The sequence below is a fragment of the Caballeronia sp. NK8 genome, from assembly GCF_018408855.1.
Taxonomy (GTDB): domain Bacteria; phylum Pseudomonadota; class Gammaproteobacteria; order Burkholderiales; family Burkholderiaceae; genus Caballeronia.
On sequence record NZ_AP024322.1, the window covers coordinates 2,938,812 to 2,954,230 of the forward strand.

Annotated in this window: 11 protein-coding genes; 5 read left to right on the forward strand and 6 right to left on the reverse strand. The window is 64.2% G+C overall.

What is annotated here, in order from left to right; all coding sequences use genetic code 11:
• Nucleotides 1–612 precede the first annotated feature (612 nt).
• The 4 genes from NK8_RS14055 to NK8_RS14070 all read right to left on the reverse strand — a co-directional run bounded on the left by NK8_RS14055 (nucleotide 613) and on the right by NK8_RS14070 (nucleotide 6,656).
• Nucleotides 613–1,725 carry a YbdK family carboxylate-amine ligase gene (locus NK8_RS14055; protein WP_162066650.1) on the reverse strand — a complete coding sequence of 371 codons (1,113 nt, stop codon included), beginning with the start codon at nucleotides 1,723–1,725 and terminating at the stop codon, nucleotides 613–615.
• A 41-nt stretch (nucleotides 1,726–1,766) separates the two neighbouring features.
• Nucleotides 1,767–2,969, reverse strand: a complete 1,203-nt coding sequence (locus NK8_RS14060) for a cation:proton antiporter (protein WP_162066651.1) — start codon at nucleotides 2,967–2,969, stop codon at nucleotides 1,767–1,769.
• An 822-nt stretch (nucleotides 2,970–3,791) separates the two neighbouring features.
• Nucleotides 3,792–5,591: a bifunctional tRNA (5-methylaminomethyl-2-thiouridine)(34)-methyltransferase MnmD/FAD-dependent 5-carboxymethylaminomethyl-2-thiouridine(34) oxidoreductase MnmC gene (gene mnmC, locus NK8_RS14065; protein ID WP_213226689.1), complete on the reverse strand. Its 1,800-nt coding sequence runs from the start codon at nucleotides 5,589–5,591 to the stop codon at nucleotides 3,792–3,794.
• An 18-nt stretch (nucleotides 5,592–5,609) separates the two neighbouring features.
• Complete coding sequence (locus tag NK8_RS14070) at nucleotides 5,610–6,656, reverse strand: VTT domain-containing protein (RefSeq protein ID WP_162066653.1); 1,047 nt, start codon at nucleotides 6,654–6,656, stop codon at nucleotides 5,610–5,612.
• A 297-nt stretch (nucleotides 6,657–6,953) separates the two neighbouring features.
• Between NK8_RS14070 and NK8_RS14075 the strand changes: the two genes are divergently transcribed.
• Nucleotides 6,954–7,232, forward strand: a complete 279-nt coding sequence (locus NK8_RS14075; RefSeq protein WP_008352404.1) for an HU family DNA-binding protein — start codon at nucleotides 6,954–6,956, stop codon at nucleotides 7,230–7,232.
• A gap of 90 nt (nucleotides 7,233–7,322) precedes the next feature.
• Here the strand turns inward: NK8_RS14075 and NK8_RS14080 are convergent, their stop codons facing one another.
• Nucleotides 7,323–8,585 (reverse strand): GTP-binding protein, encoded by a 1,263-nt coding sequence (locus tag NK8_RS14080; protein ID WP_213226690.1) that lies wholly within the window; start codon nucleotides 8,583–8,585, stop codon nucleotides 7,323–7,325.
• A 136-nt stretch (nucleotides 8,586–8,721) separates the two neighbouring features.
• Nucleotides 8,722–9,165 carry a lytic transglycosylase domain-containing protein gene (locus tag NK8_RS14085; RefSeq protein WP_213226691.1) on the reverse strand — a complete coding sequence of 148 codons (444 nt, stop codon included), beginning with the start codon at nucleotides 9,163–9,165 and terminating at the stop codon, nucleotides 8,722–8,724.
• Nucleotides 9,166–9,764: 599 nt separating this feature from the next.
• Here NK8_RS14085 and gspD point away from each other — a divergent pair.
• From gspD to NK8_RS14105, 4 genes are read left to right on the forward strand one after another with little or no spacing between them, the layout of a single operon-like run.
• On the forward strand, nucleotides 9,765–12,212 hold the full coding sequence (gspD, locus tag NK8_RS14090) for a type II secretion system secretin GspD (protein WP_213226692.1): 2,448 nt from the start codon (nucleotides 9,765–9,767) through the stop codon (nucleotides 12,210–12,212).
• A complete protein-coding gene (gene gspE, locus NK8_RS14095; RefSeq protein ID WP_162066656.1) occupies nucleotides 12,209–13,696 on the forward strand; it encodes a type II secretion system ATPase GspE in 1,488 nt (495 codons plus the stop codon). The genes gspD and gspE overlap by 4 nt, the downstream gene beginning before the upstream one ends.
• Nucleotides 13,697–13,699: 3 nt before the next feature.
• Nucleotides 13,700–14,917 carry a type II secretion system inner membrane protein GspF gene (gene gspF / locus NK8_RS14100; RefSeq protein ID WP_162066657.1) on the forward strand — a complete coding sequence of 406 codons (1,218 nt, stop codon included), beginning with the start codon at nucleotides 13,700–13,702 and terminating at the stop codon, nucleotides 14,915–14,917.
• Nucleotides 14,917–15,330: a hypothetical protein gene (locus tag NK8_RS14105; RefSeq protein ID WP_061174104.1), complete on the forward strand. Its 414-nt coding sequence runs from the start codon at nucleotides 14,917–14,919 to the stop codon at nucleotides 15,328–15,330. The genes gspF and NK8_RS14105 overlap by 1 nt, the downstream gene beginning before the upstream one ends.
• Nucleotides 15,331–15,419 lie beyond the last annotated feature (89 nt).

The following is a 15,419-nucleotide window of genomic DNA, read 5'->3' on the forward strand; positions in this document are numbered from 1 at the left end:
CCGAACCCCTTGCGAGCTGCCCTTCGTTCTCGGTCCCCGCCGTCTCAAAATTCAGGCGTGCCAACCCAATTAGCGGTGCCTGAATGGGGACGTTGCTACCCTCTTCGTTACGCGCCGTCTTATGTTGCTGCCAGTGGCGCTGTTTTCCTGCCGACTATAACGCCCTATCAGCAGAGTCGCCATTCTAAGCGACATAGAACAAACGTACACCTTAATTATCCACGCAGAACTGTGGATAACCCGTGGAAAAGCGTGTTCTTTGTATGTGGACGTATTCTTGATAACACATAAGGTCTCGTCAAGCGGCTTTCCGTTGTCCCGAATGTCATCTCGCGACGCACAAAGAGCCCGCATGGTTATCGTCCTGTTAGCTGGTTGACTCAGCACAGATTTTTGACGTTTTCCACAGCGAGGCACGGGACTTGTTAACTACTATTACGGATGTATACGGATTTTCTGAAGTAAACCGTAGCGACACCGAATCAGTTCTCCTTCCGACGGTGCGCGTCATGCAAATGTTTCATACGGACCAGAAAAAAAGGCCGCTTCGATTCGCGTCGAAGCGGCCTTTCGTCATGATTCGCCGAACTTTCACTCAGCGTAAGCGCGGCGTTATCGGCGCCATTCCAGACATTGCTGCCTGACTGCCTCATGCAGCGATTTTTCCTTGTCCACCACACCGCGCAGCCATGTCGCATCGTTCGTGCCGCGCGCGATGTCGGCCACCTGCGCGAGGGCGGCCTGCGAGCCGAGCGCCTCGGCGTGCGGGCCGAGCAGATCGAGCGTCGCGAGAATGTCCTCGCCGATGGTCCGGCGCTCGCCCGTCTGCGGATGGATGCAGGTGCCTTCCAGCCCGAAGCGGCACGCCTCGAAACGGTTGAAGGTGTAGACGAGGTAGTCGTCCTCGCGCGGCGTGAGCGGCTTGTCGAGCAGCAGATAGCGCGACAGCGTCTGGATGTAGCAGGCGATCGCGGCGGCCCTGTCGACCGACAGCGGCGTATCCATCACGCGCACTTCGATCGTGCCGAAACCGGGCTTCGGCCGGATATCCCAGTAGAAGTCCTTCATGCTGTTGACGACGCCCGTTTTGACCATCTTCGAGAAGTATTCCTCGAAGCCGTCCCAGGTCAGCACGAACGGCGCGCGCCCCGACAGCGGGAACGCGAAAACCGAATTCAGACGCGCCGAGTGGAACCCCGTATCGACGCCCTGAATGTACGGCGACGACGCCGAAAGCGCGATGAAATGCGGGATATAGCGCGACATCGAATGCAGCAGGAACAGCGCGCTGTTCGGATCGGGACAGCCGATATGGACATGCTGGCCGAACACCGTGAACTGTTTGGCGAGGTAGCCGTACAGTTCCGAGATGTACTGAAAGCGCGGCGCGTCGTAAATCTGGCGATCGCTCCATTGCTGGAACGCGTGCGTGCCGCCGCCGGCCAGGCCGACGTTGAGCTGGTCCGCTGCGGCGACGAGCGTATCGCGGATCTTGCGAAGGTCGGTGACGGCCTGCTCGTGCGTCGTGCAGATGCCGGTCGACAGCTCGATCATGCTTTCGGTGATTTCAGGCGTGATGTTGCCCGGAATCTTTTCGTCCTTGATGAGACGCATGAGGTCCGACGCGGCGCGAGTCAGATCGTAGTCGTGCGTATTGACGACCTGGATCTCAAGCTCGACGCCGAACGTGAACGGTTCTGAGTTGATGAAGGGTTCGAGTGCCATGGCGCCTCTTGAATGATCAATGCCTGAGCGGAGGGGCGCGCTTACTCGCGCCGCTCGCCCACCGCCGACAGGCTACGGTACACCACGAAAGGCGAGACGATCTGCAGCACGACGATCGAGCACATGATGATCGCGCGCAGCGTCGGATCGTAGTCCGGATAGAGCACGTACATGTCGTCGACGAGCACGTACGCGAGCGCCGACATCGGCGTGAGCGCGAGGCCGAGCGCCGCGCCCTGCTTCCAGTCCAGTCCGCTCGGCTTCGCGAAGATCAGCACGCCCGCGAGCTTGCCGATGAAGCGCGCGACGATCAGCCCGAGCGCCGCGACGCCGCCGAGCGCGATGTCGCGCCACTGGAACGACGTCAGCGTCAGCGCGAACAGAATGACGGTCAGCAGCCAGCCTGCGGAACCGAAGTGCGACGGCCACAGCTGCGGCCGCTCATCCGCGTTCTTCACGATGATGCCGGCGGCGAGCAGCGCGAGAATCGTCGACAGCTTGAAGAGGTGCGCCACCGCGATGGCCAGCAGCACGAGCCCGAACAGCGCGACGAACGAATGCTCGTCGTTCGCGGGCAGACGCCGGACCAGCAGATTGCACGCGCGCGCCAGCAGGAACGCGAGCACGAGCGAGCCGATCAGCAGATAGAGCGGCTGAAGAATCGTCGCGAGCGCGTTGCCGTAGATTTCCTGGTGCAGCACGCCGGCCGCGAGCTTTTCGACGATCACCGCATACATGCTGTTGAGCGCGGTGAGCGTGAGGAGTCGCTGCGTCACCTGGCCTTCCGCGCGCAACTCCGTCTTCAGCTGGATGACCATCGCGGGCGACGTCGCCATGGCGATCGCGGCGATCACGACCGAGGGCATCGTCGGCACGTTGAGCAGCATCAGCGCGATCAGCACGAGGCCGAACGTGAGCGTCGCTTCGGCGATGCTGGAAAGCACCAAGTATGGATTGCGTCTGATCCATCGCAAATCGAGCCGCCCGCCCAGTTCGAACAGCAGCAAGCCGAGCGCGACATCGAGCAACGGCCGTGACAAACCGCCCGCGCTGGAGTCGATGACGCCCAGCCCCGCGTTGCCGGCGATCAGCCCGATCACCGCGAACCCGGTGATGCGCGGCAGGCGCCATGCGCGCCATAGCAGCTCTCCGGCGAGTCCCGCCGTGACGAGCGCGAGACCGGCCCACAAAATGGCGTCGGGTTCGAGCGGCCACGCGGGCAAAAATGAAAATGCCGAATTCATCGTATTGGCTTCTCCTTCGTTGCTGCAGCAGAGCGTGCACGTTCCGTTACGAGACTCGCATCGACGGCGCGCGCTCGCGGGCGAGGCGCATCCGCCGGGTCAAGGCGAGCGCTGGTTCATTCAGGCGAAACGAAAAGCGAACGAACACGGCGTCACGGACAGGCCGTGCACGAATTAGACGACGTATTCGGCTGGCAGCGATGCGCCGTGCATGTTCTCAATGTCGCACCGGAGATCCCGGATTCGTGTGACAGGAGTCGTACATGCGGCGCCCGCTTGATTGCCGGGCCGAACACAGCAAACGACGGTGCGGCTTCGTTGATCAGATTCTTGGCGCGCAACCATCGTTCCATTGAAGCGGTCGCCGTCTGAACGGCGCGACGCAGGAAGAAGCGCGATTGTGCCATACCTCGGAGCCCCTGACAGAAAGTCCAAGCTCATGATTCTTATGAAGTAAAAGCGACTGCCTTGCTCGGACCGAATTGGCAAGGCTGACCGGTTGCCGTGAGCGATGGCGTCCGGATGATGTGTTTACCGCCGGCCGATAGCCTCGCCGTCAGGTGTTTACAGGTTTACTTTATATATACGTAGTAGCAGTTAACAAGCATCCGCCTCTCCTGTGGATAACACGGCTTTCGTCTTTTCATTCAATCATTTGAGAGAAGCAAAAGCGCGTGGTAAACATGTTGGCGCTGCGCGGTCAACGTGGAACAACTTTCGGCCGATTCAAAGCGGCTTCGAGTTGTCCCGTTTACGTGCACAACGCGTGCACATGTCATTCGCATGCATTCCGACGGGTTATCCACAGCACGCCGGGGACAACTACGCCGGGCCGATTTCTCCATGCCGCAAAGCGCGGAGCAAAAAACGGGCTGGATCGATCGCTTCGGCCAGTTCGCGTTCGATGGGCCACGGCTCGCCTTCGATCTGCGCGGCGATCAGCTCGGCCGCGAGCGTCGCCCAGACAAGACCGCGCGAGCCGAACGCGAACGCGCCGTAGAGGCCCGGCATGCGCGGCAGATCGAGCGGCCACGCGCCCGACAGTCGATGCGCCTCGCGGCGCGCGGCGGTTTCGTCGGCGAGCTGGCCGATCATCGGCATGCGGTCGCTCGTCACGCAGCGAAACGCGACCCGGCCCGCGCGCACGGTTTTCGGCGTGAGCGCGAGACCCGGCAACATGCCCGCGACGCGCTCGATATTCTCCCGATGGCCGGCGTCGCGGATGTCACGGTCGGGGTCGTCGATATCGTAGGTCGCGCCGATCAGTGTTCCCTGCGCGCCGAGCGGCACCGCATAACCTTCGCCGATCACAGGCATGCGCAATGCATCGAGCGCGCCCGCATCGAGCACGGTAAGCTGGCCGCGCACGCTGCGTGTCGGTGCGCCGTACAGCCCGGCGAGCCGCGCGGCATCGTGAGCATTCGCGAGCACGATGACCGGCGCGCGCGCGATCTCATCGCCGCTGGCGTCGAAGGCGCGCCAGAACTGGCCATCGTGCGCGATGCGCGTGACGTCGATCTGCATGCGCGTCGTGATGTGCGCGGACGCATCGGCGAGTTGCGCCGCGCAGACCGCGGCCGGCGAGATCGCACCGCCGCGCGGAAAAAACCAGCCGCCGCGCGCGACATCGATGCCGGCGAGGCGCGCTGCATCGTCGCGCGTGATCGGCTGCACATAGTCCGATGGATACGCGAAACGCGCGATGGCGGAGGCGAGGGCGTCGGCATCGTCGGCGGTGTCGGCGATCTGAAGCAGGCCCGCGCCGCTGCGCAAGAGGTCGTGCCGCGCACCTTCGAGCGACTGCCAGCGGCGTAACGCGTAGAGAAAGCCCGCGCGCGTGAGGCGTGCGGCGACGCTGTCGTCGCGCCAGACGATCGGATGAAATACGCCCGCCGGATTGCCCGATGCATCGCGCGCGGGCAACGCGTGGCGATCGATCAACGTGACGCGCCAGCCGCGCGCGGCGAGCCGCGAACTCATCGCGCAACCCGCGAGGCCCGCGCCGATCACGATGGCTTCGCGCAGGTTCGTAGAGCAGGGAAGCGGCGGCCCGTGACGGCGCACGCGCCAGCGCGGCGCGAAGCGCGCGATAAGCCGCGTGTCCGTATCCGCCGATGAACACGCGAATCCCGACGCTTCCAGCGCGCGTCGCAATGGCGCATGAAGCGCGTCGGCTGCGCTCGCGCTGAGCGTCGCGCCGTCGCCGGCGAAGCGCGCGAGTGTCTTGCACAACGTGCGCGCGTCGCCGGTTGCATCGACATGGAATGCGTCGGCGCGCAGCCAGAGTTTCGACAACAGCGCTTGCGTGTCGTCGCCGATGGCGAGCGTCAGCACCACGCGACCATCGTCGAATTCGAGCCGATGCACACCCGGCACGCGCATCGGCCATGCGCGCGCGAGTTCGGCGGTGAGCGCTGGATCATCGGCGAAAGGCGGATCGTCCAGCGCGGCAAGCGGCGCGACAGCGACGACATGCAGCCGGTCGCACCGTTGCTCGTCGGCGCGCCAGCGCTGCCAGAGCGAAGCAAAGACGCTGAATGTCGTATCGACGAAAGTGAAGACGCGTCGATGCCGCCAGCGCGCGGGAAGATCGTGCGAAGCGAGAAGCAGGGATTCGGTCATGCTAAAGGTGAAGACACATCAGGCGGAAGACGACTTGGCGATAGCGCGCGCCGCGCCGTTCGCGGCGTCTTCGATCATCAGCGGTTCGAGTGCGTAGCCCGCGGCGCGCCATGCCGCGAGTCCGCCGAGCAGCGGCGCGACATCGGTGAAGCCATGCGCGGCCAGTTCCTTCGCGGCGAGCGCGGCGGAGACTTCGCTCGGACAATCGCAGTAGGTCACGAGCTTGCGGTCGCGCGCGATGCCGGCGAGTTGCGACGCGGCGTCGTCATGCAGGAGCAGGGCGCCGGGGATGGCATACGGATCCATCGCGCGACGTTCATGGCGGCGCACGTCGATGACGAGCGGCGGCGGCTCGCGCTCGAGCAGCGCACGCAACATCGCGATATCGATGCGCGCCATGCGCAGCCTGCGCAACAGCGACACGCGCTGCCACCAGCGCATGGCGAGATAGAGCGCAAGCGCGATGACGGCGAGCACCATCACGCCGCGCCCGAACAGGTCGAGCCAGGCGAGCGCGCTATCGACGAGATCCGCGAACATCGCGCCGAACGCGACGCCGATGCCGGACCATAGGATCGCGCCGAGCGCGTCATAAAAAAGAAAGCTGCCGAAGCCGATGCCGGTCGCGCCCGCGACGGGAATCGCGAGCGTCGACAAGCCGGGTATGAACTTCGATACGGCGAGAATGCGAACCCCGAAGCGTCCGAAGAAGTCGAGGCTGCGGTTCACGCAGGTATCGCGCGAGATGGAGAGCTTGCACAGGAAGCCGAGCACGCGGCCGCCGTGGCGGCGTCCGAGCCAGAACCAGAGCGTATCGCCGATGAGCGCGGCGATGCTGGCCGTGATGACGATCGCCGCGAGCGGCCCTGTTGCAGCAGATGGAAAGAGCTGCGGCAAGCCCGCTGCAAGGCCCGCCACATCGCCCGATGCAAAGCTCACCGAGACCGTGATGGCGCCCGTCAAAACCAATGTGGGCAAGGCTGGGAGCGGCAAGCCGAGGCACTCGAGCAGAACGTTGGCAAAAACCAACGGCAGGCCATATTCGATGATCAGCTCGCGTAGCATGGATCGGACCCAGATGTGCTGCGCCAAAAAAACCGCCGGGAGCCCCAAAAATATAAGGGTAAATCTTTGAAACCCTTGTCCTGATTGGGTTTGCGCTGCGCTATCATACCAAGCGCCGCGTATAGAGGCGGCGAGAAGGCGACGAAGTGGAGCAACGCCGGTGTGATGGCGCGATAGAACGCCGATTCGTCGGGCGGGCATGCCAGAAGGCCGTCCCTACTCGACTGCACGGCTTGCGCACGTATAATCGGCGCGTTCGCGCTGTTCGTGTCAACCTAAACTGATAAAGGAACCTTAATGAACAAACAGGAATTGATCGACGCCGTAGCCGCTCAGACCGGCGCCAGCAAGGCTCAAACCGGCGAAACGCTGGACACGTTGCTCGAAGTGATCAAGAAGGCTGTCTCGAAAGGTGACGCAGTGCAGTTGATCGGCTTCGGCAGCTTCGGCTCGGGAAAGCGCGCAGCGCGCACCGGCCGCAATCCGAAGACCGGCGAGTCCATCAAGATTCCGGCCGCAAAGACGGTCAAGTTTACGGCTGGCAAGGCATTCAAGGACGCAGTGAACAAGCGGTAAGCTTCTTGCCGATTGTGCGGCTACCCAAGGTAGCCAGTTGGTCATAACCCGCCTTCGGCGGGTTTTTTTTCGGCTGCGGCTTGTGTCTGCTCAATGCCGATGATCGTCGCAATCGCAGTCGGGACCATGATCGTGGTCGTGCTCATGATCGTGATCCTCGACGTCCCATGCGGGGAACGGATCGGCGAAGCGTTGCCAGCCATCGGGGCCGAGCGCCCACTCGTCGTCGGTGAGAAGGCATGCATCGAACCGATCCTGCCACGCGGCGGGATCGAGATTCAGGCCGATCAGCACCAGCTCCTGCCGTCGATCGCCGATGCTGTTGTCGTCCGGATCGCCATACCATTCCGCGACGATTTCCGCTTCGAGCTCGGGGTCGTCCGTCGGCCATTCGCTGCGATCCTGCGCGGCCCACCACACGCCCGCCGGACCATGCCGCAGTGTGCCGCCCGCTTGCGATAGCGAACCGCCGACTTCGCTGCGCGTCGCGAGCCAGAAGAAGCCTTTTGCGCGCAGCACGTCCGGCCATTCCTCATGCAACAGGTTCCACAGGCGTTCGGGATGAAACGGGCGGCGCGCGCGATACACGAAATGGCCGACGCCGAATGCATCCGGTTCATCGCTCGTCGGATGTTCGCCGTTGAGAATCGCGAGCCAGCCGGGCGCGCTCGCAGTCGCATCGAAATCGAAGCGGTTGGTGTTCAGCACATCGGCCGGTGTGACGTTGCCCGACTGCGCGCGCAACTGAAGCGCGCGCGGATTGAGACCGTGCAGGATGCGTTCGACCTTTTCGACTTCGTCCGCGCTGGCGAGATCGACCTTGTTGATGACGATGACATCGCAGAATTCGATCTGCTCGACGAGCGTTTCGACCACCGTCTTGCCGTCTTCCTCATCGTGGCCTTCGTGATGCAGGCCGCGCTCGGCGAGCGAATCGGAGGAAGCGTAGTCGCGCATGAAGCTCGCGGCATCGATCATGGTGACGAAGGTGTCGAGATGTGCGCGGCCGGCGAGCGTCGCGTCGTCGTCGTCGCCGAAAGCGAGATGCTCGGCGATGCTCATCGGATCGGCGATGCCCGACGCTTCGACTACGATCGCATCGAAACGCTGCTGTTGCGCGATCCATGTAATCGCGCTTTCGAGCGCTTCCATCGACCGGTCGGCGAGCGTCAGCAGCAGGCAGCCGTTCGGCAGTTCCGTGGTTTCGCGATCCGCGCCGGACGCGGCCTTGCCGCAGGTCACGGCGCCGATGCGTACATCCGCGGCGTTGGCGAGCAGGGCATCGACGAGTGTGGTCTTACCCGCGCCGGTGAATCCCGATAGCACGGTAATGGGCAATGGCGTCTGGTTCATCGCAGTGGAGCGTAGCGGGGAAGGGAGCGCGCGAGCGCGAGCCCGCGCTACCGTTCGGACGGCGCGGGCGATCGAATAGGGGATTTTGCATCAAATGCGCACGGGCCGTGGCGCGCGCGAGGGGTGCGCCGCTGCGTCAGTGGGTGGCCTGAACCAGCTTCCAGCGGCGCAGGATCTCGATGATCTGTGCCGAATACTTGTCGCGCAGCGCCGGTGTTTCGGAATGGTAAGCACCGACCGCCTGCCACGAATTGCCATACTTGTTCATTTTCTGGCGCAGATGCCATGCGGCGACATACACGCTCTTGCACGGTTCCATCAGCGTGCCGCTCGAGATGCCGTACTGCGCCAGGGTATTGAGATGGATCGAGTTGATCTGCATCAGCCCGTAGTCGGTCGAGCCGTTGGCGTTCTTGTTGATGGCGTCGGGCTTGTTGTGCGATTCCTGCCACGCGATCGCGCGCAGGATGAGCGGATTGACCTTCTGATATTTCGCCGCTTCGTCGAAGCAGTCTGCGTGTGCGGAGGCGGCCGCCAGCAGCGGCCCGCATATCGCAAATAGTCGCACGATTCTCTTCATCTTCTTTCTACTCCATCCGCACGCGCGGAACGTCATGCCGCCGTCGCGGCGCCTTGGCGCCACCGCCAACAAATCAACGCCCGCGGCCGGGTGGCATGGGGAAAACCCGCCCTTTCTGCAACCGCCCGGAATGCGGAACCGACCGTATCATACCGGCTGATGATTCGAGCCAAAAGTTGGCTATCAGACATACGTCCATGGCAACGACCGAGAAACCGCTTGCGCGCGAGCGCACCGGCAGATCCATCGGACTTGTTCTAAATGTATGAATAATAAGACTTCTGGACGGGTTACAATTCGGCTCCCGCGTGCATCGGCCCAACTCTGGAACAGCCCAGATACGGTCTATCGGCAAGTTATTCGAAAGCTTGAGAGCGCTGGAGCGGGTAATCGCACGAGCAGCGGAAGAGCGACCTGGTGCCACATGAATTGGCACAATTCCGTTACATGAAACTGTTATCGTCATATTTTTTAAAATGATCGCGGTGGCCGGGTCTGCCTGTCCTGCCGCGGTTGGCGGCGCGTTCGGCTGACGAACTGCCGCCTCAGCCGGCTCATGAAACACCGGCTCTGACATCACATCCATGAGAAGACAACCTATGGCACTGCGTCGCACGGCGACGGCACTGCTGGCGGCGGGACTTATCGTCGCGCAAGCCGCTCAGGCGCAAGTGACGTTGAATTTCGTCAACGCGGACATCGACCAGGTCGCGAAAGCGATCGGCGCCGCCACCGGCAAAACGATCATCGTCGATCCCCGCGTCAAGGGGCAGCTCAACCTCGTCTCGGAGAACTCGGTTCCCGAGGATCAGGCGCTGAAGACGCTCCAGTCGTCGCTGCGCATGCAGGGCTTCGCGCTGGTGCAGGATCACGGCGTGCTGAAGGTCGTGCCCGAAGCCGACGCCAAGCTCCAGGGCGTGCCGACCTACGTCGGCAACGCGCCGGCCGCGCGCGGCGATCAGGTGATCACGCAGGTCTTTCAGTTGCATAACGAATCGGCGAACAATCTTCTGCCGGTGCTGCGCCCGCTGATCTCGCCGAACAACACGATCGCTGCCTATCCGGCGAACAACACGCTCGTCGTCACCGATTACGCGGACAACGTGCGCCGCATCGCGGGCATCATCGCGGGCGTGGATACTGCCGCGGGCCGCTCGGTCGACATCGTCACGCTGAAGAACGCCAACGCGATCGACGTGGCCGAGCAGATGAACAAGCTGCTCGATCCCGGCGCCATCGGCAGCACCGATGCGACGCTGAAGGTCACCGTCACGCCCGATGCGCGCACCAACTCGCTGATGTTCCGCGCATCCAGCAGCTCGCGCCTCGCCGCGGCGAAGCAACTGGCGCAGAAGCTCGACGCACCCACGACGCAGCCCGGCAACATGCACGTCGTGCCGCTGCGCAACGCCGACGCGACGCGCCTCGCCAAGACGCTGCGCGCCATGCTCGGCAAGGGCAACAACAGCTCGGACAACACCTCGGGTTCGAACTCGAATACGTTCGGCCAGAGCGGCGGCGGCCTCAGCAATTCGTCGACGTCCACCGGTCAGTCGGGCATGCCGCCGCTGCCTGGCGGTCTCGGCGGCAGTTCGGGCACCAGCAACAATCCGATGACGGGCGGCTCGGGCAATCGCGATTCGAGCTTTTCGTCGAACAAGGACAACGAGTCCGGCAACGACCAGGGCGGCGGCATGATCCAGGCCGATTCCGCGACCAACTCGCTGATCATCACCGCGGCCGATCCGGTCTACCGCAACCTGCGCTCCGTGATCGACCAGCTCGACGCGCGCCGCGCACAGGTCTACATCGAGGCGCTGATCGTGGAGCTTTCCGCGACGACCGGCGCGAACCTCGGCATCCAGTGGCAGGGGCTGTTGCTGTCGAACGGCGGCAATAACGCGGCGTACGGCAGCACGAGCTTCGGCAGCGGCAACACGAACATCGTCGATCTGACCTTGCAGGGCAACGCGATCGCGCAGAATCCGTCGGCGATCACCTCGACCAGCGGTCTGCTCGCGCAAGGCCTGAACATCGGTCTGCTGCACCGCTTCGGCAATCTGTTCGGGCTCGGCGGCCTGTTGCAGGCGCTGTCGACATCGGCGGATGCGAATATTCTCTCGACGCCTAACCTGATCACGCTCGACAACGAGGAAGCGAAGATCGTGGTCGGCCAGAACGTGCCGGTCGTGACAGGTTCCTACGCGACGCCGACCGCCAACGCCGCGACCTCGGTCACCGCGTTCAACACGTTCGACCGCCGCGATGTCGGCGTGACGCTGCACGTGAAGCCGCAGATCACCGACGGCGGCGTGCTCAAGATGCAGATCTATCAGGAAGATTCGAGCGTCGATCAAACCACGAAGACCGATCCGGGCGGCGTGACGATCAACACGCGTTCGGTGCAGTCGACCATCCTCGCGGACGACGGCGAAATCGTCGTGCTCGGCGGCTTGATGCAGGATCAGTACAACAACAACAACAGCAAGATTCCGCTGCTCGGCGACATCCCCTTCATCGGCAGCCTGTTCAGAAGCGAGAGCAAGACGCGCACGAAGACCAACCTGATGGTGTTCCTGCGCCCGGTGATCGTGCGCGATCAGGCCACGTCCACGCAGATCGCCAATACGCGCTACGACTACCTGCGTCAGCAGCAATATGGCTCGACGACGGACAACCGTCTCATCAAGGATCAGAATGTACCGGTGATGCCGCCGAAGCCGCTCGGTCCGAGCGAGGGCGGCGGCGCGCCCGCGCAGAATCTGCTGGACTGGAGCAACACGACGCGCGGCCCCGGCCCGAGCACGACGCTGCCGCAGAATCCGGACGCAGGCCAGGCGCCGCCGAACGGCGCGCCCTATCCGCCGCCCGCGAACGGCGCGCCCTATCCGCCGCCCGCGAACGGCGCGATCTATCCGGCGCCCGCGAACGGCGCGACCTATCCGGCGCCCGCGAACGGCGCGACGAACACCATGCCGTCCAACGGCGCGACCAACGCGCTGCCGGGCAACGCGGCGACGAACAGCCAACAAGGAGTGCGGCCGTGACCACGGTCAACGATGCAGCCGAGAGCGCGAACAGCGCGGCGTCGCCGCTGGCGGCCCGGCTCGTGCCCTACGGCTTCGCGCGCACTGGGCAGATCCTGCTCGCGCATCAGCACGCGGACGGCATCGAAGTGTGGATCAGCGAGCGCACCACCGACGCGGCGCTTGCCGAAGTCGCGCGCAATTTCGGCGCGCTGTCGATCGTGCGCAAGCCCGCCGACGAACTCGCCGCTGCGATCAACTCGGCGTACGCGCGCAACGACGGCAGCGCGGCGCAAGTGGTCGGCGAAGTGGAAGGTGAAGTCGATCTGTCGCGCCTGATGCAGGACATCCCGGAAGTCGAGGACCTGCTCGAATCCGAGGACGACGCGCCGATCATCCGCATGATCAATGCGCTGCTCACGCAGGCGGCGCGCGAACAGGCGTCGGATATTCATATCGAGCCGTTCGAGAACGCGTCGGTCGTGCGCTTTCGCGTCGATGGCACGCTGCGCGATGTCGTGCGCCCGAAGAAGGCGCTGCACGGCGCGCTGATCTCGCGTATCAAGATCATGGCGCAGCTCGATATCGCCGAAAAGCGTTTGCCGCAGGACGGCCGCATCACGCTGCGCGTGGGCGGACGTCCGGTCGACGTGCGTGTGTCCACGCTGCCGACGGGCCACGGCGAGCGCGCGGTGCTGCGTCTGCTGGAAAAGGATGCGCAGCGCCTGAATCTCGAAAGGCTCGGCATGGCGCGCGACACGCTCGTCAACTTCGACAAGCTGATCGGCCGCCCGCACGGCATCGTGCTCGTGACCGGGCCGACCGGTTCCGGCAAGACGACCACGCTGTACGCGGCGATGTCGCGGCTGGAGACCACCACCACCAACATCATGACGGTGGAAGATCCGATCGAATACGATCTGTCGGGCATCGGCCAGACGCAGGTGAACGAGCGCATCGGCATGACCTTCGCGCGCGCGCTGCGTTCGATTCTTCGTCAGGATCCGGACATCATCATGATCGGTGAAATCCGCGATCTCGAAACCGCGCAGATCGCGGTGCAGGCTTCGCTCACGGGCCACCTGGTGCTCGCGACGCTGCACACGAACGATGCCGCGTCCGCCGTCACGCGTCTCACCGACATGGGCGTCGAACCGTATCTGCTGGCGTCGTCGCTGCTCGGCGTGCTGGCGCAGCGGCTCGTGCGGCAACTGTGCCCGGTGTGCAAGGAAGAGCGCACCGAAGACGACGGCACCAAGCGTTACCATCCGGTCGGCTGCGAGCGATGCGGCCAGTCGGGCTATGTCGGCCGTCGCGGCGTCTATGAACTGCTGCTGATCGACGACATCATTCGCCCGCTGATTCACCGCAACGCGGCGGACGCGGAGATTCTCGACGCGGGCCGCAAGCAGGGCATGCGTACGCTGCGCGACGACGGCGACCGCTGGCTCGCCGCGGGCGTGACGTCGCTGGAAGAAGTGCTGCGCGTGACGGGCGGGGAATAACGTATGCCGGCTTTTCGTTTCGAAGCGATCGATCACGCGGGCAAGACGCAAAAAGGCGTACTCGATGCCGACAGCGCGCGCGCCGCGCGCAGCCAGTTGCGCACGCAGGGGCTGACGCCGCTCATCGTCGAGGCGGCGGGCTCGCGCACGCGCGGCGAGCGTCAGCAACGGCTGTCGCTCGGGCGGCGTCTGTCGCAGCGCGAGCAGGCGATTCTCACGCGCCAGCTCGCGAGTCTCCTGATCGCGGGCCTGCCGCTCGGCGAAACGCTCGCGGTGCTGACCGAGCAGTCGGAGCGCGATTACATCCGCGAACTGATGGCCGCGATCCGCGCCGAAGTGCTCGGCGGCCATTCGTTCGCCAACGCGCTCGCGCAGCATCCGAAGGACTTTCCGGAAATCTATCGCGCGCTCGTCGCGGCGGGCGAGCACACCGGCAAGCTCGGACTCGTGCTGTCGCGGCTCGCCGACTACATCGAGCAGCGCAACGCGCTCAAGCAGAAGATCATTCTGGCGTTCACCTATCCGGGCATCGTCACGCTCATCGCGTTCGGCATTGTCACGTTCCTGTTGAGCTATGTCGTGCCGCAGGTCGTGAACGTGTTCGCGAGCACGAAGCAGCAGCTGCCTTTCCTCACCGTCATGATGATGGCGCTCTCCGCCTTCGTGCGGAGTTACTGGTGGACGATGCTGATCGGCGTCGTGATCTTCGCGTGGCTCGTGAAACGCATTCTCTCGCGGCCCGGGCCGCGCATGTCGTTCGACCGCTGGCTGCTCGGCGCGCCGCTCATCGGCAAGTTGGTGCGCGGCTATAACACGGTGCGCTTCGCCAGCACGCTCGCGATCCTCACCGCCGCCGGCGTGCCGATCCTGCGCGCGCTGCAGGCGGCCGGCGAAACGCTCAGCAACACGGCGATGCGCGAGAACGTCGACGACGCCATCATCCGGGTGCGTGAGGGCTCGTCGCTGTCGCGCGCGCTCGGCAACACAAAGACGTTTCCGCCCGTGCTGGTCCATCTGATCCGCTCGGGCGAAGCGACCGGCGATGTCACCACGATGCTCGACCGCGCCTCCGAAGGCGAAGCGCGCGAGCTCGAACGCCGCACGATGTTCCTGACGAGCCTGCTCGAACCGTTGCTGATTCTCGCGATGGGCGGCGTCGTACTGGTGATCGTGCTCGCGGTGATGTTGCCGATCATCGAACTGAATAATCTGGTGCAGTGATGAACGCCCTTCAAACTCGTTTGCTCACGCTCGCCGCGCTCGCGCTCTTTTGCGTGACGTTGACGTACTGGGTCGTCACGCTGACCTCGCGGCAGACCGCGCCGCTGCCCGCCGCGGCGGCGACGCGCGCGCCGTCGGTCGAGCAGGCCGCGACCATCTTCGGCGGGCGGCTGGAGCGTCAGGCCAACTCGGACGTGCATCTGTTCGGCATTCTCGCGTTGCAGGGGGGAGCTGCGGCCATCGTGAGCTACGGCGGCGAGGCGGCGAAGGCCGTGTCGCTGGGCGGGCCGCTCACACAGGGCGTGAAGCTCTCGGAAGTGCGCGCGCGCTCGATCATCATCGATCGCAACGGCGTGAAGTCGGAGATCTTCCTGCCGCAGAATCCGCCCGGCCCGACGATCTGGGTGCGCTGAGCGCGACGCGATGCCTCGCGTGAATCCGAATCACGCGACGAAAGCGGATCGATAGAATGTGCGGCGGCTTCGGCAGGACCGGAAGCCGC